General features: G+C 57.3%; 19 protein-coding genes. All 19 read left to right on the top strand.

Translation table 11 applies throughout. The features are described from left to right. The first annotated feature begins 19 nt into the window (after positions 1-19). The 19 genes from hpt (at position 20) to lysS (ending at position 19,171) form a co-directional block, all read left to right on the top strand. Positions 20-559, top strand: coding sequence for a hypoxanthine phosphoribosyltransferase (hpt, locus tag AC50YL_RS34900; RefSeq protein WP_161747086.1), 540 nt, complete (start codon positions 20-22; stop codon positions 557-559). A 93-nt stretch (positions 560-652) separates the two neighbouring features. After that, complete coding sequence (gene ftsH, locus AC50YL_RS34895) at positions 653-2,683, top strand: ATP-dependent zinc metalloprotease FtsH (protein WP_494837980.1); 2,031 nt, start codon at positions 653-655, stop codon at positions 2,681-2,683. 448 nt (positions 2,684-3,131) lie between these two features. Then, positions 3,132-4,070: a quinolinate synthase NadA gene (gene nadA / locus AC50YL_RS34890; RefSeq protein WP_494837979.1), complete on the top strand. Its 939-nt coding sequence runs from the start codon at positions 3,132-3,134 to the stop codon at positions 4,068-4,070. 43 nt (positions 4,071-4,113) lie between these two features. Then, positions 4,114-5,730: an L-aspartate oxidase gene (gene nadB / locus AC50YL_RS34885; RefSeq protein ID WP_494837978.1), complete on the top strand. Its 1,617-nt coding sequence runs from the start codon at positions 4,114-4,116 to the stop codon at positions 5,728-5,730. Next, positions 5,723-6,619, top strand: a complete 897-nt coding sequence (nadC, locus tag AC50YL_RS34880) for a carboxylating nicotinate-nucleotide diphosphorylase (protein WP_494837977.1) — start codon at positions 5,723-5,725, stop codon at positions 6,617-6,619. The genes nadB and nadC overlap by 8 nt, the downstream gene beginning before the upstream one ends. Further along, positions 6,616-7,383: a type III pantothenate kinase gene (locus AC50YL_RS34875; protein WP_494837976.1), complete on the top strand. Its 768-nt coding sequence runs from the start codon at positions 6,616-6,618 to the stop codon at positions 7,381-7,383. Before nadC ends, AC50YL_RS34875 begins: the two co-directional genes overlap by 4 nt. A 79-nt stretch (positions 7,384-7,462) precedes the next feature. Beyond that, entirely contained in the window at positions 7,463-8,362 is a 900-nt protein-coding gene (hslO, locus tag AC50YL_RS34870) for an Hsp33 family molecular chaperone HslO (protein WP_494838037.1), read from the top strand. Positions 8,363-8,379: 17 nt separating this feature from the next. After that, complete coding sequence (locus tag AC50YL_RS34865; protein ID WP_494837975.1) at positions 8,380-9,336, top strand: peptidylprolyl isomerase; 957 nt, start codon at positions 8,380-8,382, stop codon at positions 9,334-9,336. Between the two features lie 123 nt (positions 9,337-9,459). Then, entirely contained in the window at positions 9,460-10,398 is a 939-nt protein-coding gene (gene cysK, locus AC50YL_RS34860; RefSeq protein WP_494837974.1) for a cysteine synthase A, read from the top strand. A 231-nt stretch (positions 10,399-10,629) separates the two neighbouring features. Further along, on the top strand, positions 10,630-12,249 hold the full coding sequence (locus AC50YL_RS34855) for an anthranilate synthase component I family protein (protein WP_494837973.1): 1,620 nt from the start codon (positions 10,630-10,632) through the stop codon (positions 12,247-12,249). Then, positions 12,230-12,811: an aminodeoxychorismate/anthranilate synthase component II gene (pabA, locus tag AC50YL_RS34850; protein WP_494837972.1), complete on the top strand. Its 582-nt coding sequence runs from the start codon at positions 12,230-12,232 to the stop codon at positions 12,809-12,811. Before AC50YL_RS34855 ends, pabA begins: the two co-directional genes overlap by 20 nt. Then, positions 12,808-13,680: an aminotransferase class IV gene (locus AC50YL_RS34845; protein WP_494837971.1), complete on the top strand. Its 873-nt coding sequence runs from the start codon at positions 12,808-12,810 to the stop codon at positions 13,678-13,680. Before pabA ends, AC50YL_RS34845 begins: the two co-directional genes overlap by 4 nt. Next, on the top strand, positions 13,677-14,540 hold the full coding sequence (folP, locus tag AC50YL_RS34840; RefSeq protein ID WP_494837970.1) for a dihydropteroate synthase: 864 nt from the start codon (positions 13,677-13,679) through the stop codon (positions 14,538-14,540). Before AC50YL_RS34845 ends, folP begins: the two co-directional genes overlap by 4 nt. Positions 14,541-14,601: 61 nt before the next feature. Then, on the top strand, positions 14,602-15,000 hold the full coding sequence (gene folB, locus AC50YL_RS34835; protein ID WP_494837969.1) for a dihydroneopterin aldolase: 399 nt from the start codon (positions 14,602-14,604) through the stop codon (positions 14,998-15,000). Beyond that, positions 14,972-15,544, top strand: coding sequence for a 2-amino-4-hydroxy-6-hydroxymethyldihydropteridine diphosphokinase (gene folK / locus AC50YL_RS34830; RefSeq protein ID WP_494837968.1), 573 nt, complete (start codon positions 14,972-14,974; stop codon positions 15,542-15,544). The genes folB and folK overlap by 29 nt, the downstream gene beginning before the upstream one ends. After that, positions 15,496-15,702: a helix-turn-helix domain-containing protein gene (locus AC50YL_RS34825; protein WP_161747074.1), complete on the top strand. Its 207-nt coding sequence runs from the start codon at positions 15,496-15,498 to the stop codon at positions 15,700-15,702. Before folK ends, AC50YL_RS34825 begins: the two co-directional genes overlap by 49 nt. A 63-nt stretch (positions 15,703-15,765) precedes the next feature. Next, positions 15,766-16,797: a tRNA dihydrouridine synthase DusB gene (gene dusB / locus AC50YL_RS34820; protein ID WP_494838035.1), complete on the top strand. Its 1,032-nt coding sequence runs from the start codon at positions 15,766-15,768 to the stop codon at positions 16,795-16,797. A gap of 251 nt (positions 16,798-17,048) precedes the next feature. Beyond that, positions 17,049-17,525 (top strand): transcription elongation factor GreA, encoded by a 477-nt coding sequence (gene greA, locus AC50YL_RS34815; RefSeq protein ID WP_494837967.1) that lies wholly within the window; start codon positions 17,049-17,051, stop codon positions 17,523-17,525. A gap of 128 nt (positions 17,526-17,653) precedes the next feature. Next, complete coding sequence (gene lysS / locus AC50YL_RS34810; RefSeq protein ID WP_494837966.1) at positions 17,654-19,171, top strand: lysine--tRNA ligase; 1,518 nt, start codon at positions 17,654-17,656, stop codon at positions 19,169-19,171. Positions 19,172-19,388 lie beyond the last annotated feature (217 nt).

The following is a 19,388-nucleotide window of genomic DNA, read 5'->3' as shown; positions in this document are numbered from 1 at the left end:
ACATTTAGGAGGGCCCGTGTTGCTGAACGACATTCAAGAAGTGCTTTACGACGCAGACCAAATTCAGCAGAAGGTGCAAGAGCTTGGCGAAACCATCAGCCGCGAGTTCGAAGGACGCAATCCGCTTGTCATCTGCGTGCTCAAAGGCGCGTTTATTTTTATGGCGGATCTGGTGAAGGCCGTTACGATTCCGCTTGAGATCGACTTTATGGCGGTGTCCAGTTACGGTCAATCGACCAAGACGAGCGGCGTCGTCAAAATCATCAAGGACCTTGACGCATCGGTGCAGGGACGCGACGTGCTCATTGTCGAGGACATCATCGACAGCGGGCTTACGCTCAGTTATCTCATCGACGTGCTTGAGCGCCGCAGCGCCAAATCCATTACCCTGGTCACGCTGTTCGACAAGCCGACCGGACGCAAGGTGGAACTGGAAGCGGACTATAAAGGCTTTGTGCTGCCTGACGCGTTCGTCGTCGGGTATGGGCTCGATTACGCGGAGCGATACCGCAATTTGCCGATCATCGGCATCTTGAAGCCCGAGGTTTATGAGAAGTAAACAAGGATGCAATTCACCGTGCGAGACAGCTCCCGCAAGCTGGGGCCAGTTGCAGGGTCAACTTATTTTTTGCGTCTTGAGAGGAGGTAGGGGATGAATCGGATCATCCGCAATACTGGCTTTTATTTGATTATTTTTTTGGTGACCGTCGGGATCTTCCAATTTATCAGCAGCCAAAATGACTCCAGCACAGAACTCAGCTACGATCAATTTAGGCAGGAATTGCAGACCAACAACATCGCGGAGTTGGAATATCAATTCGACGGCTATTCTTACTTGATCACGGGTGAATACAAGAAGAAGCCGGACAGCGCAGACTCCAATCAATTCTACACCCACTCCAACGTCGAAGAGTTCGTTGTGAAGGAAGTGTACGACGCCCAAGCCAAGAACGGATTCCAAATCAGCAGCAAGCCGATGCAGGGACAAAGCATTTGGCTGACCTTCCTGACGTCGATCATTCCGTTCGTGATCATCTTTATCCTGTTCTTCTTCCTCATTAATCAGGCACAAGGCGGCGGCGGCAAAGTGATGAACTTTGGCAAGAGCCGTGCCCGACTATATAACGAAGAGAAGAAGCGCGTTACGTTCGAGGACGTGGCGGGCGCCGACGAAGAGAAGCAAGAGCTTGTCGAAGTCGTCGAGTTTTTGAAGGATCCGCGCAAATTCGCTGCCGTCGGAGCAAGAATTCCGAAGGGCGTCCTGCTCAACGGACCTCCGGGTACAGGTAAGACGCTTCTGGCGCGCGCGGTTGCGGGCGAAGCGGGCGTGCCGTTCTTCAGCATCTCCGGTTCCGACTTCGTGGAAATGTTCGTCGGCGTCGGCGCATCTCGCGTGCGCGACTTGTTCGAGAACGCGAAGAAGAACGCGCCGTGCATCATCTTCATCGACGAGATCGATGCCGTAGGACGTCAGCGCGGCGCCGGCCTCGGCGGCGGGCATGACGAGCGGGAACAAACGCTCAATCAGCTCCTCGTCGAAATGGACGGCTTCGGCGCGAACGAAGGCATCATCATCGTGGCGGCGACGAACCGTCCGGATATTCTTGACCCCGCGCTTCTCCGCCCGGGCCGTTTCGACCGTCAAATCACGGTCGACCGTCCGGACGTGAAAGGCCGCGAAGCGGTATTGAAGGTACATTCGCGCAACAAGCCGCTCACGCGCGACGTGAAGCTGGATGTCGTCGCGAAACGCACGACGGGCTTCACCGGCGCCGATCTGGAGAACCTGCTTAATGAAGCAGCCCTTCTCGCGGCCCGGCGCAACAAGAAAGACATCGGCATGACGGAAGTGGACGATGCCATCGACCGCGTCATCGTCGGCACGGAGAAACGCAGCCGCGTCGTCAGCGACCGCGAGAAACGAATCGTCGCCTACCACGAAGCCGGCCATACGATCGTCGGCTACTTCTTGGAGCATGCCGACCAGGTGCATAAAGTCACGATCATCCCGCGGGGCAAAGCGGGCGGTTACGTCATCATGCTTCCGAAAGACGGCGACCGCATGTTGGCGACCAAGCAGGAATTGTTGGATAAAATCACGGGTCTGCTCGGCGGACGCGTAGCCGAAGAAATCTTCATCGGCGAGATCGGCACCGGCGCCTACAGCGACTTCAAGCAAGCGACGAGCATCGTCCGCGCCATGATCATGGAATACGGCATGAGCGATAAGCTCGGACCGATGCAGTTCGGCAGCTCGCAGGGGCAAGTCTTCTTGGGCCGCGATATCGGGCATGAACAGAACTACTCCGATGCCATCGCGTACGAGATCGACCAAGAGATGCAGTCCATCATTCAAGAATGCTACGCACGGGCTAAAAAGCTCCTGACCGAGAAGAGCAAAGAAGTGCATCTGATTGCACAAACCTTGCTCAGCGAAGAGACGCTGGAGATCGAGCAAATCAAGCGCTTGATCGAGAGCGGATCGATCGCCGGAGACGGAGAAGGCGGTTCTTCCGCTGGTCCGGTAAGCGACGAGCCGAAAGGCGAACCGATCGTCGATACGATCGGCGGCGTGAAAGTGCGCATTCAGTCCAAGGAAGCCGGAGATATCGTAACGCCGCCTGTCGATCCGGACAGCGGCAATGATAACGGCAACGGCAACGGCGGATCGCAACCCTCGTAATAAGAAATAAGGCCAAAGCTGCCCTTCGCAGACAACACTGCGAAGGGCAGCTTTTTGCATGTGTACGGCTTTGTTTTCCGTAAGGTCGCGTGTCACGCGGTAATGCATGCCGCATTCGCCATTGAAATGGCTTGAAAGCAAGAAGATACAAGCTTGCGCGACGCGCGCCTTTCTAATGCGCGCTAACCTGCCCTACAACGGTCAAAACGGCCGCTTTTGTGAGTTGACAGCCTACCGGACCTTGTGTAAATTTAATGTTAATCACTTGTAATGCCGACTGTGAATCAAGGGTTTGACAGGTAGGGTATCCTAACGGAAATGACCTCGTGCAGACTCTCGTTCTTGATCATAAAGCGGCACAAACAGGCATAAGGGCATTTGTGCCCGTTTTGTTTTGGCAGAGTTTGTGCATCAGTTCACAAAGTTTAGTGAAAAGAGGGGAATAGCCATGGAAGCATTAGCGCTCGAGCGGAAAGCGGAACAAAACCGCGAATTGCGGGAACGTTTGCTGCAGCTGAAGAAGGAACGCAACGCCATTATCCTTGCGCATTATTATCAACGCGACGAGATTCAAGAGGTAGCCGATTTCCGGGGGGATTCCTTCCTGCTCGCGCAGAAAGCGGCGCAAACCGACGCCGACGTCATCGTGTTCTGCGGCGTTCATTTTATGGGCGAGAGCGCGAAGATTCTGGCGCCGAACAAAACGGTCATTATCCCCGACGAGCGAGCCGGCTGTCCGATGGCCGACATGGTCAACGTGGACGGCTTGCGCAAACTGAAAGCCCAGCATCCGAACGCGAAAGTCGTCACCTATATTAATTCCTCCGCCGAGATCAAAGCGGAAACCGATATTTGCTGTACCTCCGCCAACGCCGTTCGCGTCGTCAATTCGGTCGATTCCGACGAAATCATTTGGGTCCCGGACAAAAACCTGGGCCACTATGTCCAGCAGAAAACCGACAAGAAGATGATTATCTGGGAAGGCTACTGCAACACGCACGATATGCTGACCGTCAAAGACGTTGAAGAAATGAGAGCGAAACACCCCAATGCGGAGTTCGTCGTGCATCCGGAATGCCGTCCGGAAGTCGTGGCGCTCGGGGATTTCGTCGGCAGCACGACGGCCATCATTAAATACTGCAAAGAATCCGACGCCAAAGAATTCATCGTCGGCACGGAAGACGGCACCGGCTACCAACTGCGTCTGGACAGCCCGGATAAGACGTTCCATTTCGCGACCAAATATTTGGTTTGCCCGAACATGAAAGTCAACAATCTCAAGAAGCTCGTGAAAAGCCTGGAAACGATGCAGCCGCAAATTTACGTGCCTGAAGAGGTCGCCAGCAAAGCGCGGCTGTCCCTGGAGCGCATGCTGCAAGTCAAATAACGCACTTTTACTTCACTTTCCGAAGAGAAAGGAAAGGATCGATATGATTCCACGCTATCTCGTAGACGAGCAGCTCGAAGAACTGCCGGTTTTGTATAAAGACGTCATTGTCATCGGGGCCGGCATCGCCGGTCTTTTTACCGCAATCAAGGCAAGCGAAGACAATGACGTGCTCATGATTACGAAGAAGTCGCTCCTCGACAGCAACACGCGTTATGCGCAGGGAGGCATAGCCGCGGTCATATCGGAGGACGATAAGCCGGAATACCATCGTCAAGATACGCTGCTTGCCGGCGCTGGCTTGTGTGCCCAAGAGGCGGTGGATATTTTGGTGCATGAAGGCACCATGGGCGTGCAGGATTTGGTGCGCATGGGCACGAAGTTTGATGTGGAGAACGGCGAATTTGCTTTGACCAAGGAAGGCGCGCACAGCCAGCGGCGGATTTTGCATGCGAATGGCGATGCGACCGGATTCGAGATCGTTCGTGCACTGTCGGAGAAAGCGGTGGCCAACCCCCGCATCGAGGTGTGGGACGATCATTTTGTCATTGATCTGATTACGGACGATAACGTATGCGTCGGCGCGCTCGTCCAGAAACCGGATGGACAGCGGCTGATCGTGCGCGGCAAAGCGACGATTCTATGCTCGGGAGGAACCGGACAATTGTACCGGTACACGACCAATCCGGAGGTCGCGACGGGCGACGGGATCGCGATGGCTTACCGTGCCGGCGCCGATATTCGGGATATGGAGTTCGTGCAATTCCATCCGACGTCGCTCTGTTATCCCGGCGCGCCCCGGTTCCTGATCTCGGAAGCGGTTCGCGGCGAAGGCGCCGTGCTGCGGAACATTCGCGGCGAGCGCTTCATGGAGAAGTACCACGAGCAGCTCGAGCTCGCGCCTCGGGACGTCGTGGCCCGCGCGATCGTCAGCGAGATGGAAGCGACCAATTCGACGTTCGTATTTCTGGACGTTACGCATGAATCCGCGGACATGGTCAGGCATCGGTTCCCGAACATTTATGAATACTGCTTGCAATATGGCCTTGATTTGACGACGGACTGGATTCCGGTGGCGCCTGCGGCGCATTATATGATGGGCGGCGTCAGAACCGACTTGAACGGCGAAACAAGCATAGCCCGTTTGTTCGCGTGCGGCGAGTGCTCGTCCACGGGCGTGCATGGCGCGAACCGCCTTGCGAGCAACTCGCTGTCGGAAGCGATCGTGTTCGGACGCCGCATCGTCGAGCGCATTAATACGCTGCCGCCTGCCGAGCAGGGGTTCCGAATGCACATGGATTCGCTGGAGCGAAGCGATGCCCCGATTCAAGCCGTGGTGGAGAAACGGCTCAAGCTGCAGAAGATCATGGTCCGTTACGCCGGACTGAAACGCAATGCCAGCGGTCTGAACAAAGGACTCGACGAGCTGAGCCGGCTTAGTTCGATTTTTCGCTCGGTCATCACGAAGCGCGAGGAATACGAGTTTGCGAACTTGTTGACCTGCGCGCTGCTGACGACGAAAGCGGCCGGCACCCGGGAAGAGAGCCGGGGCGCGCACAGCCGCGAAGATTTTCCGGAACGGGACGACCTGATCTGGCGCAAGCACGTCGTGCTTAATCGCGAGCACGGCTCAACGGAGGAGCGAATCGAATATGTTTGAAGCAACATTGGTCATGGCCGGCGGCATTAGCGCGGACGCGGTGCGCGCGCAAATCCGCGCATGGCTTGCCGAAGATATCGGAACGGGCGATATTACGAGCTGGGCGACGATTCCCGCGGGAAGCCGGTCGAACGCCGTTATTCATGTGAAAGAATCCGGCGTGCTTGCCGGCATGCCGATCGCGCGGCTCGTGTTCGAGGTCGTGGATGCGACGCTTGCGTTCCGTCCGCTTGCGGCCGACGGCCAGACGGTCGCGAAGGGCGACGTCATCGCGGAGGTGGAAGGAAGCACGCACAGCATCCTGACGGGCGAGCGGTTGGCGTTGAATTTGATGCAGCGGCTGTCCGGCATCGCGACCAAGACGCGCGCATTCGTCGATGCGCTCGACGGGCTGCCGACGCGTTTGGTAGATACGCGCAAGACAACGCCTGGACACCGCATGCTGGAGAAATACGCGGTACGGGTCGGCGGCGGCCATAATCACCGTTTCGGTCTGTACGATGCCGTCATGATCAAGGATAATCATATTAAAGGCGCCGGCGGCATCACGGGCGCCGTGCGCGCCGCGCGGGAAGCGATCCCCCATACGATGAAGATCGAAGTGGAAACGGAGTCGCTCGCGGAAGTGGAGGAAGCGCTGGCAAGCGGCGCCGACATCATCATGCTGGACAACATGCCGCATGATCGGATGCGCGAAGCCGTGCAGGTCATTAAAGCCCGCGCCCCGCATATCATCGTGGAAGCATCCGGCAACGTTCGCCTGGATACGGTTCGCGCGATCGCCGAATGCGGCGTGGACATCATCTCGGTCGGCGGCCTGACGTACTCCTTCCAATCGCTGGACATCAGCTTGGATTTGCACGGCAAAAAGGGAGGCGTATCCGTTTGATCGTCGTCGTTGACGTAGGCAATACGAATATCGTGCTCGGCATCTACGAAGGCCGGAAGCTGCTCTATCATTGGCGGCTCAGCACGAACCGTTCGGCGACCGTGGACGAATACGGCATCATGATTCACAATCTGTTTCAGATCGCGAACGTGAAGCTGGATCAGATTCAAGGCGTCATCATTTCGTCCGTCGTGCCGCCGCTGATGCGCACGCTGGAGCAGCTGAGCCAGAAGTATTTGCGCAAATCGCCGCTGATCGTCGGACCCGGCATCAAGACGGGCCTCAATATCCGCTACGAGAATCCGCGCGAGGTCGGCGCGGACCGGATCGTCAACTCCGTCGCCGGAATCGAGAAATACGGCACGCCGCTGATCGTCGTCGATTTCGGGACGGCGACGACCTTCGATTATATCGATGCGGACAATAACTACCTGGGCGGGGCCATCGTGCCGGGCATCGGCATTTCGACGGAGGCGCTGTACCAGCGCGCCGCGAAGCTGCCGCGCATCGAGCTGATCCGGCCGAAGAGCGTCATCGGGCGGAATCCCGTTACGTCCATGCAGGCCGGGATCATTTTCGGCTATGCCGGGCAAGTGGACGGGATCGTGAACCGAATTCGCAAGGAATTCGGCGTCAATCCGCGCGTGATCGCGACCGGCGGGCTCGCCGATTTGATCGCGGCCGAGTCGGATACGATCGAGGAAGTAGATCCGCTGCTGACTTTGGAAGGACTTCGCATGATTTACGAACGCAACCAGGATTGAGTTTAGGGAACATAACCACGACATCGTGCGCAACATTCATAGATGCAAGACGTTAGGAGGCCATCGCATGGCAGAGGTAATGAAGAGAAAGCAGGATTATCTCGTTCGAGGCACGGCCTGGAACGGGAAACTCCGCGTTTTTGCCGTACAGACGACCGAGCTTGTCGAGGAAATGCGCAGGCGGCATAACACGCTGCCGACGACGACGGCGGCATTGGGGCGGACGGCCACGGCGGGCGCCATAATGGGAGCCATGTTGAAGGGTAACGAGAAGCTGACGATTCAGGTGAAGGGCGACGGACCGGTCGGGCAGATCGTCGTGGACGCCAATGCTTACGGCGAGGTTCGCGGCTACGTGGACGATCCGCAGGTACAGCTCCCGAGCAATGCGCTGGGCAAATTGGATGTAGCGGGCGCCGTAGGACGCACCGGTTACATCCATATCATCAAAGACCTCGGGCTGAAAGAGCCCTACCGCGGCAGCACGCCGATCGTCTCGGGAGAGCTGGCGGAAGATTTCACGTATTATTTCGCTACGTCGGAGCAGACGCCTTCCGTGGTCGGACTCAGCGTGCTCGTCGACGAATACGGCCAGGTGATCACGGCAGGCGGATTTATCGTCCAAGTCATGCCCGGCATGTCCGATGACGAGGTGACGAGGCTGGAGACGGCGATTGCCGAATTGCCTCCGATCTCGACGTTGATGGAGCGAGGAGAAACGCCGGAAGGGCTGTTGCGGTGGGTAGTCGGCGAGGACGTGCAGCTGATGGACGAGCTTGGCATCGTCTTCAAATGCCAATGTTCCCAAGAACGCGTGGAGCGCACCCTCATCAGCATGGGGGCGCAGGAATTGAAACAAATCATTGAGGATGACGGACAAGCTGAAGTCGAGTGCCATTTCTGCAACGAGAAGTATGTTTTTGACCGCCCGCAGCTGGAGATGCTGCTCGAACAAGCGAAGCCGAAACCGATGCACTAATCGGAGGCCGAGCGAACATGAGGAAAGACCGGGTGCTGAAGTACATCGTGGTGCTTCAAGCATTGTGTTTGATTATTTTGGCGTTGATCGTCGTGTACCGCGTGCTGCTGCCGCCCAAGCCGCCGCCGCAGGTGCCTTCCGGAGATGCGCAGGACCACAACGACGCGCCCGCGGAAGAACCGGAACCCGTCGCGGCCAAGGTCGGCGGCGAGCCGATCACCGTGAAAGAACTCAATGACCAGCTGCGATTGCAGTATGGGGACGGCGTGCTGCGAACATTGATGGTCCATGCGGCCATTCGCATGGATGCGCAAGCTTATGGTCTGCAAGTAACCGGTGCCGAACTGAGCGAAGAGCTGGCTTCCGCGATGGATGGGTACGACAGCGAGGAACAGTATTTTGCCGCGATGCGGGACCAGCTCGGCCTGACGCCGGACGAGATCCGGGAGGATGCGAAGTACCGGCTGCTGCTGGAGAAGATCGCCGTGCGGACCGCCGACGTCAGCGCGGCCGAGGTAGACGCGTACATCGCGGACAACGAGCGGGAGTTTGCGGCCCGCACGCAGCTGCGCGTTTCGTGGATCGTATCGGAGACGGAGAAGGATGCGGACGACGTGCTGCAGAAGCTGGCCGACGGCGAGGATTTCGCGCTTATGGCCAAGACCTATTCCACCGACGCCGATACGGCCGATGACGGCGGAGATCTCGGGTACATCGACGCGGACGATCCGCTGGCCGACCAGGATATGCTCGAAGCCGCCAATAAGCTGAGCGTCGGAGAGACGACGGGGCCGATCCCGGTGGACGGCGGGCAAGCGGTCATCCGCTTGACGGAGAAGCAGACCGAAGAGCTGTTGGACCAGCAGCAGATGCTCGATCGGGCACGTAAGGAAATCGCCATGGAGAAGCTGAACGGACAGCGGGCGATCGAAGACAGCTTGCTTGCAAAATACAACGCCGTCGTCATCCAATAGCCGGACTAACAGCGTATCCCATGCGCCTGCAGACGGAAACTCACTATTGACAACGTCTGGGTTTCATTGGTACTATGTAATTAAAACCTACTGAATTGGTCGGAATAAGGAGGAGCAACTTTCATGGCTAAAATTGTACAAAGCGTTACCGAGCTCATCGGGGATACGCCGCTTGTCCGTTTGAACCGTTTGGTGCCGGAGGACAGCGCGGAAATTTACGTTAAACTGGAATATCAAAACCCGGGCGCGAGCGTGAAGGACCGGATCGCCATCAGCATGATCGAAGTTGCCGAGCAAGAAGGACGCATCAAACCAGGGGATACGATCGTTGAACCGACGAGCGGCAACACCGGAATCGGTCTGGCGATGGTCGCGGCGGCCAAAGGCTACAAAGCGATCCTCGTTATGCCCGAGACGATGAGCGTCGAGCGCCGCAACCTGCTTCGCGCCTATGGAGCGGAGCTCGTGCTGACGCCGGGAGCCGAAGGCATGAACGGGGCGGTACGCCGTGCGGAAGAGCTGCAAGCCGAGAACCCGTCCTACTTTATTCCGCAGCAATTCAAGAACCAAGCGAACGTGAAGATCCACCGCGAGACGACGGGCCCGGAAATCGTGGAAGCGATTAATTCGCTCGATGGCAAGCTGGACGCGTTCATCGCGGGAATCGGAACCGGCGGCACGATTTCCGGCGCGGGCGAAGTGCTCAAGAAAAACTTCCCCGGCATCAAAATCGTGGCGGTTGAACCTGCGGCATCTCCGCTGTTGTCCGGCGGCAGCCCGGGCGGGCACAAGATCCAAGGGATCGGCGCGAACTTCATTCCCGAGATCCTGAACCGCGAGATCTATGATCAAGTCATCACGATCGAGAACGAGGAAGCATTCGAAACCGCTCGCCGCGCCGCGAAAGAAGAAGGCATTCTGTGCGGCATTTCCTCCGGCGCCGCGATCTTCGCGGCACTGAAAGTAGCGAAAGAGCTGGGCAAAGGCAAGCGCGTCGTTGCGATCGTTCCGTCTAACGGCGAACGCTATCTGTCCACGCCGCTGTTCAATTTCGAGAACTAATTACGGCGTCCATGCCGTTCATACGGGAAGAGGACCTTCTTTTGCAGAGGTCCTCTTTTTGCATATCGTTCGTTGGGACTGCATTACGGCCCAATCGGCAGGTTTTCAGCGAGCGCGGTTCACCTCGGTCAGCTTCGCCAGCCCTTTTCTTTTCCGGGCAATTTCGGTATACTAGCTTCCAAACCGAGAGCGAAGGCTCTTACGAACGGCGAAGAAGCGGAGGGCTGCAAATTGGAACGGACAGCCTTTAAGGATTGGTTGGAGTGGCAGAGACAGGGCTATACGTCACTGCCGCTGCTGATGAAGCGCCCCCTGACGGGGAGCGAGGGCGAGCGTCCGGCTTCATGGGAAGCGGCGTGGAGAACGGCATCACCGCATGCTTTCGTGTTGGAAAGCGGCAAAGCCGGACGCTATACGTATCTGGGTCTCCATCCGGCTTCGGTCGTACGGGGCCAAAGCATGCGGGGAGAAGCGGTCGACGCGTCGACCGGGCGCGTGACGGTGTATGAGCAGAAGCCGCTCGAGGCCGTGCGCAGCTGGATGGGCGGACGCAAGGCGCCGCGCGTACCGGGATCTCCGAAGTGGACGGGCGGCTGCGCGGGCTTCTGGAGCTATGACGTCATAAGAACGATCGAGCGTCTCCCGGAGCTGGCGGCCGACGATCTTGGATTGCCGGAGTATCTGTTTATGCGCGTGGATGAGCTATGGATCCTCGACCATGCGGAAAGGCTGTTAATTACCGCGGTTCATACGGACCTGCCGGCAGACGCTTCGCATGCGATGTTGGAATCCTTATACACGGAAGCTTGCATCCGGACGGAGCGGCTGATGGCGCAGTGGGCGGCGTTCGCAGGCGGGCGCGCGGCGGTAGAGGCCGAAGCGCTGCGCGCCGAACGCGTTCGTTTTATGGACGAAGGGTCGCCTCACATCGACGTGGAGTCGGTGGGCGGGATCACGTCGCCTTTTGCCAAGGCGGCTTATCAGGAGGCGGTGGAACGGATTCGCGAATACATCGCGGCGGGCGACGTGTTTCAGGTCAACCTGTCCCAGCGTCAGGATCGGGCGTCCAAGACGGATTCCCGGGAGCTGTACGAATGGCTTCGCCTGGTGAATCCTTCGCCTTATATGGGCTACATCGGCGCGCCCGATTTCCAACTCGTGTCGGCTTCGCCCGAGCTGCTCGTGGAGCTTGCGGACGGCAAATTGGCGACAAGGCCGATCGCGGGCACCAGGCGCCGCGGCCGCACGGAAGAAGAAGATCGCAGGATGGCGGAGGAGCTGCTTGCCACGGAGAAAGAGCGGGCGGAGCATATCATGCTCGTGGATCTGGAACGCAACGACCTCGGGCGGATCTCGGCTTACGGCACCGTGAAGGTCGAGGAACTGATGATCATCGAATATTACAGCCATGTCATGCATTTGGTTTCCCAGGTGGAGGGCAAGCTGGCGGCGGGCAAGGATGCGTACGACGTGATCGCCGCGACCTTCCCCGGCGGGACGATCACCGGCGCGCCCAAGATCCGGACGATGGAGATCATCGAAGAACTGGAGCCGACGAGGCGAGGGCCCTACACCGGATCGATGGGATGGATTGACTATAACGGGGATATGGAATTTAATATTATTATACGAACGATGCTCGTGAAGGACGAAGTCGCGCATATTCAAGCCGGAGCCGGCATCGTGATCGACTCCCTGCCGGAACGCGAATATGTCGAATCCATGAACAAAGCCAAGGCGCTCTGGAAGGCAATCCAATACAGCGAGCAATGGACGGCGCTGGTCGGCGCTTCGGCGGGCAAGCAGCCAGTTACCGAAGGGGGAAACGCGAATGATATTGGTCATCGATAATTATGATTCGTTTACGTACAACTTGGTGCAATACCTGGGCGAACTCGGAGAGGACATCGTCGTCAAGCGCAATGACGAGATCGACCTGGAAGGCATCGCGGCGTTGAAGCCGGATCATATTCTCATATCGCCGGGTCCTTGCAGCCCGAACGAAGCGGGCATCAGCCTTGCGCTCATCGACCGCTTCAAGGGCGAGATTCCGATCTTCGGCGTCTGCCTGGGCCATCAGGCGATCGGACAAGCGTTCGGCGGCGAAGTCGTTCGCGCGGAGAAGCTGATGCATGGCAAAACCTCGCAGATCCGTCACGACGGACGGACCATCTTCGCCGGTATTCCCTCCCCCTACACGGCCACGCGGTACCATTCGCTGATCGTCAAGCGCAAGACGCTGCCGGACTGCCTGGAGATCAGCGCGGAGACGGATGAAGGCGAGATTATGGGACTGCGGCATAAAGAATACGCCATCGAAGGCGTTCAATTTCACCCCGAATCCATCATCACCGAGAACGGGCTTGCCTTGCTTCGCAACTTCCTCGGTTTGCGCGCAGGCGCGGCACGATGAACGTCGGATGGAACGGCTGCGTCAAGCCGCAGGAAGAAGCCGTGATCTCGGTTTACGATCACGGTTTTTTGTATGGGATGGGCTTATTCGAGACGTTCCGGACGTACGGGGGGCAGCCCCATTTGCTCGACCTGCACATGGAGCGACTGGCTGCAGGCTGCAGGTCGCTCGGCATTCGCTATGAGCCGGATGCGGGTGAGCTTCGTCGCTGGCTTCGCGAATTGATGGCCGCGAACGGGCTGGCGGAAGCGTACGTCAGGCTGACGGTGACGGCGGGCGAGGATATTCTCGGACTCCCGACCGGCGATTATGAATCGCCCAATGCGCTGCTGCTCGTCAAATCGCTGCCTGCGACCAACCCCGAGTTGTATATAACCGGCCGCGAACTCGTCCTGCTTTCGACCCGCCGCAATACGCCGGAAGGCGAAGTCCGGTTGAAATCGCTGCATTACATGAATAACATCGTGGCAAAGCGGGAATTAACGGCAGTAGGGGCTTCTCCCGGCGCGGAAGGGCTGATGCTGGCGCGGGAAGGCTGGCTGGCCGAGGGAATCGTAAGCAACCTGTTCTTCGCGCGGGCCGGGCAGCTGCGCACGCCGGCGATTTCGACGGGCATACTGCCCGGCATCACGCGCAGGCGGGTGCTGGAGCTGGCCGCGCAGGAGGGATTGCCCGCGGAGGAAGGCCTGTATACATGGGAAGAGCTGGCCGCGGCCGATGAGGTCTGGATGACCAATTCCATACAGGAGTTGGTACCGATCACGGCGCTGAGAGACGAAGAGGGACACATCCATAAGGTCGGTGGCGGGCATGCCGGGCCGATAACGACGAGGCTGCTGGGCTTTTACCGGGAGGATACGAACCAATGAACGAACAACAACGCGAACTTCAGCGATGGCCGTATCGGCGAGAATACGTTTTTCCCGGCGGAGTAAAGCTGGAGCTTGGCAAACGAACCTTGATCATGGGCATTTTGAATGCGACGCCGGATTCGTTTTCCGACGGCGGACGATACGGCGAAGCGGAAGCCGCGGTGGAACACGCGCGCCGGATGGCCGTCGAGGGCGCGGACATCATCGATATCGGAGGAGAGTCCACCCGGCCTGGATTCGCCGCGGTACCGCTGGAAGAGGAGCTGGAGCGGGTCATTCCGGTCATTCGCGCCATTCGGGCGGCGCTGCCGGACATGCCGCTTTCCATCGATACGTATAAGGCGGAGACCGCCATGCAAGCCTTGCAGGCGGGCGCGCACATCATTAACGATATTTGGGGGCTGAAAGCCGATCCCCGCATGGCAGAGGTCGCGTCGGCCTTCCGCTGTCCGGTCATCATCAGCCATAACCGCGATGATCGAGGATACGGCGACTTGGCGGCGGACGTTATGGCGGATCTTCGCGAAAGCATCGCGATTGCGCAGGCCGCCGGCGTGCGCGGCGACGACATTTGGCTCGACCCCGGCATCGGCTTCGCCAAGACGCATACGGACAACCTGTCGCTGATGAATCAACTCCATACGCTCACCGGAGCGGGTTACCCGGTCCTGCTCGGCACGTCCCGCAAGAAATTCATCCGCGATACGCTGGAATTGCAGACTAACGAAGTCGCGTTCGGCACGGCGGCCACGACGGTGTTGGGCATTGCCCAAGGCTGCCAAATCGTCCGCGTCCATGACGTGCGAAGCAACAAGGAAGCGGCCATGATGACCGATGCCATCGTCTATCCGCGTTAGAGACATTCGTTCTAACGGTTATGTAAGCTATACGAGCCCGTTTCGGGAAGGGGAATGAAAGATGTCGACGGATAAGATGACGCTGCGCGGCATGCGCTTTTTCGGGTATCATGGCGTTTTTCCGGAGGAAAATAAATTAGGACAGCAATATATTGTCGATCTTGGGCTTCGGCTCGATTTGGCGGAGGCGGCCGCGACGGATAATCTGGAGACCACCATTAATTACGCCGAAGTCTACGCGTTCGTGAAGAAGATCGTTCAAGGCCCGCCCTTCAAATTGATCGAAGCTTTAGCCGGTAACATTGCATCGTCCGTGCTCGACGCTTATACTAGTGTAAATGAAGTGACGGTATCCGTAACGAAGCCGAATCCGCCGTTCGAGATTTATTTCGACGGGGTGACGGTGGAACTTTGCAGAAAGCGGGATGACCATGGCAGACTACGACCCGCCGGCAACTGACGAGCGTTTGAACCCGGCCCGCCAAACGGCGTACATCGCGCTGGGCTCCAATGTCGGAGACCGCGCCGGGCTGCTTCGGGATGCGCTGCGCTTGCTAGACGAGCATCCCGCTATTGAAGTGCGCCGCATATCGGCCGTCTACGAGACCGCGCCGGTCGGCTTTACCGATCAGCCGGCTTTTCTCAATATGGCCGCGTCGCTCGGCACGTCGCTCGACCCGTTTCAACTGCTTCGGGCCATGCTCGGCATGGAGAGTCGGTTGGGGCGGACGAGGGATATCCGCTGGGGGCCGCGCACGATCGACCTGGATCTGCTGCTATACGAAGAGGTTGTGTTGGAGGAAGAAGAGCTGACGTTGCCCCATCCCCGGATGATGGAACGGGCCTTCGTCCTTGTACCGCTTGCCGACGTGCTGGACAAAGGGCATGCGTTGTACGGGCAGGCAACCGATATCGCGCAGCGGGCGTTACGGGACAGAGGGGAAGGAATCGCGCTATGGAATACGATCAATTGGCAGGGCGCGTCCGCGCATTCCGAAAGCTGAAAGGGTACACGCAACAGGAGCTGGCCGCAAAGCTGGAGATATCCGTTGCCGTGCTGGGCTCCTTGGAGCGGGGAACGCGCAAGCCCGACCCTAAACTGCTGGAACGCATCGCGGATGCGCTCGGAGTCGGCTACGCCGATTTAACCGCCGAATCATAATGAACCGTCTGCAACAAACTACATTATATTACCTCCGCGAGTCAGAAGGGAGACTGGATGTCCATGCTTAAAATCGGAAACATCGAGATGAAGAACAGAGTCGTGCTGGCGCCGATGGCAGGTGTGTGCAACCCGGCTTTTCGACTGATCGCCAAAGAGTTCGGTACCGGCCTGGTTTGCGCCGAGATGGTCAGCGACAAGGCGATCCTGCACGGCAACAAGCGCACGATGGAGATGCTGTTCGTCGACGAGCGCGAGAAGCCGCTCAGCCTGCAAATTTTCGGCGGCGACCGCGAGTCGTTGGTGGAAGCGGCGAAGGTCGTCGATAAACAAACGAATGCCGACATTATCGATATCAACATGGGGTGCCCCGTGCCGAAAGTAACCAAATGCGACGCGGGCGCCCGCTGGCTGCTCGACCCCAACAAGATTTACGAGATGGTGTCGGCGGTCGTCGATGCCGTCGATAAGCCCGTTACCGTCAAAATGCGCATCGGCTGGGACAGCGAGCACGTATACGCGGTGGAGAACGCGCAAGCGGTCGAGCGCGCGGGAGGCAAGGCGGTCAGCGTGCACGGCCGCACCCGGGAGCAATTGTATACCGGCACGGCCAATTGGGATATTATAAGGGATGTTAAGCAGGCGGTATCGATTCCCGTTATTGGCAACGGGGACGTATTCACGCCGGAGGACGCGCAGAAGATTCTGGAGCATACCGGCTGCGACGGCGTCATGATCGGCCGCGGCGCGCTTGGCAATCCATGGATGCTTTACCGGACGATTCATTATTTAACGACGGGCGAGCTCCTGAACGATCCGACGCCGCGCGAGAAAATGGATGTCGCGATCCTTCACATGGACCGCCTCGTCAACCTCAAAGGCGAATTCACGGCCGTGCGCGAGATGCGCAAGCATTTGGCTTGGTACCTGAAAGGGATTCCGGGCGCAGCGCGCGTCAAAGACGTCATCATGGAAGAAACGACCCGCGATAAAATGGTGCGAATTTTGGGGGATTTTGTCGAATCCCTTGGCGAGAAGAGCGAATCGCCCGTGGCCGCGGTCTCATCTTCCAAGGACGAGGTCGTGTACCACTGAAACCGAACGCAAAGGCGCCTGCGCGGCCCTTTGCGTTTCGCGAAGTTAAGCGATTACATGGGCAATTGGCTTTCGTTGACATATAGATAAACATGAAATATAATCTTCCAATAACAAACCGTCTGCCTGGATTAGGATTGTCGAACTGATTACTGCGCGGTGTCATCATGGGCATGGAGCGTAATATATTAAGTAACAGTGAATTCATACACAGGTATGAATAAAAGCCACATGACAGGAGAAATGGTACCATGAGCGATAAAGAGATTATTCTTACACAAGACGGTCTGAACAAGCTTGAGGACGAACTGGAGAACCTGAAATCCGTCAAGCGTCGTGAAGTGGCTGAGCGGATCAAAGTGGCGATTGGCTATGGCGATATCAGCGAGAATTCCGAATACGAAGACGCGAAGAACGAGCAGGCTTTTATCGAAGGCCGCATCATTACGCTGGAGAAAATGCTCCGCAACGCGCGCATCATCAATAACGACGAAATCCACGTGGATATGGTCAGCATCGGCTCGATCGTGACGGTTGAAGACTTGGAATTCGGCGATACGATGGAATACACGATCGTGGGTACGGCCGAATCCGATCCCCTGCAGAATAAGATTTCGAACGAAAGTCCGGTTGGAAAAGCGATTCTCGGCAAGAACAAAGGAACTACCGTGGAAGTCAGCGTGCCTGCCGGCATTATTCAATATAAAATCGTGGATATCAAGAAATAAACAGGCATGCCTTTCGAAAAAGCTTCCTTGTGGAAGCTTTTTTCAACATAGAGGAGCAATTCAGGCAGCAATCATGCGCGTGCGGCGGGCGTTTGCGCGTCCGTTGAGGAATTAGAAGGAGATGAATTATGGTGGAGCAAGGTACGGGTGGCAATCAAGAGCAAGAGCTGAGCGAGCTTCTGCAAATCAGAAGAGACAAGCTGGACGAGCTCCGGGGCTTGGGGATCGATCCGTTCGGCGGCAAGTTCGAGCGGTCCCATCAAGCGAAGCAAATTTTGGATTCGTATGACGAAACAAACAAGGAAGACCTCGAGGAGCAAGCCGTCGAAGTGTCCATGGCGGGCCGCATCATGCAGAAACGCAGCATGGGCAAAGCCAGCTTCGCGCACATTCAGGATTTGAGCGGCAAGATTCAAATCTACGTGCGCAAAGATTCCGTCGAGGAGAAGCAGTACCAGGCGTTCGATCTGCTGGATATCGGCGATATCATCGGCGTGCGGGGAACCGTGTTCAAGACCAACACGGGCGAGACATCCATTAAAGCGAAGGAAATCGAAGTGCTTTCCAAATCGCTGCTTCCGCTGCCGGATAAGTTTCACGGCCTCAAGGACGTAGAGCTTCGTTACCGTCAGCGTTACGTGGATCTCATCACGAACCCGGAAGTGCAGCAAACGTTCATTTCCCGTTCGCGCATCATTCAATCGATGCGTCGTTATCTGGATGCGCGCGGCTACTTGGAAGTCGAGACGCCGACGCTGCATGCGATCGCGGGCGGCGCAGCGGCGCGTCCATTTATCACGCATCATAACGCGCTGGATATGCAGCTCTACATGCGGATCGCGATCGAGCTTCATCTGAAGCGCTTGATTGTCGGCGGCATGGAGAAGGTTTACGAGATCGGCCGCGTTTACCGCAACGAAGGAATTTCGACGCGCCATAATCCCGAATTTACGATGATCGAACTCTACGAGGCCTATGCAGACTACAAAGATATTATGGCGCTTACCGAGTCGCTCGTCGCGCATATCGCGCAAGAGGTGCTCGGTTCCACGAAGATTATGTATCAAGGCCAGGAGGTCGATCTGACGCCAGCATGGCGCCGCGTCTCCATGGTTGATTTGGTCAAGGAAACGACGGGCGTCGATTTCAGCAAGCAAATGACGGACGAAGAAGCGCATGCCCATGCCAAGACTCACAACGTGAAGGTAGAACCGCATATGACTTTCGGCCATATCCTGAATGCTTTCTTCGAAGAGTTTGTGGAACACACGCTGATTCAGCCGACGTTCGTAACGGGTCACCCCGTCGCGATCTCTCCGCTTGCCAAGAAGAACGACCTCGATCCGCGCTTTACCGACCGGTTCGAGCTGTTCATCGTCGCGCGCGAACATGCCAACGCTTTTACCGAGCTGAACGATCCGATCGATCAGCGCCAGCGTTTCGAATCCCAGCTGCTCGAGAAAGAGCAAGGCAACGATGAAGCGCACGAGATGGACGAAGATTTCATCCGCGCGCTGGAGTACGGCATGCCGCCTACGGGCGGGCTTGGCATCGGCATCGATCGTCTGGTCATGCTGCTGACGGATGCGCCGTCTATCAGAGACGTCCTATTGTTCCCGCTTATGCGCGAGCGCACGGGTGAATAATAGAAGATTGGAAACGCAGGGATCCCTGCGTTTCTATTTTTTTTTGAGGAATGACGTATATTTTATAAAAAGTTATAAAAAAGGGTTGCAATCCCCTTCTGGGTTATGATATATTAATCAAGTCGCCGCTGAGACATGGGCGATACGAGAAAAGAACTTGTACCTTGAAAACTGAACAATGAGCGACCTGTCAAAAGGTTATAAAGTAAGTCAGCGA

It is taken from the genome of Paenibacillus sp. J22P277, assembly GCF_059383675.1.
This window is presented reverse-complemented; position numbering and strand designations above follow the sequence as displayed.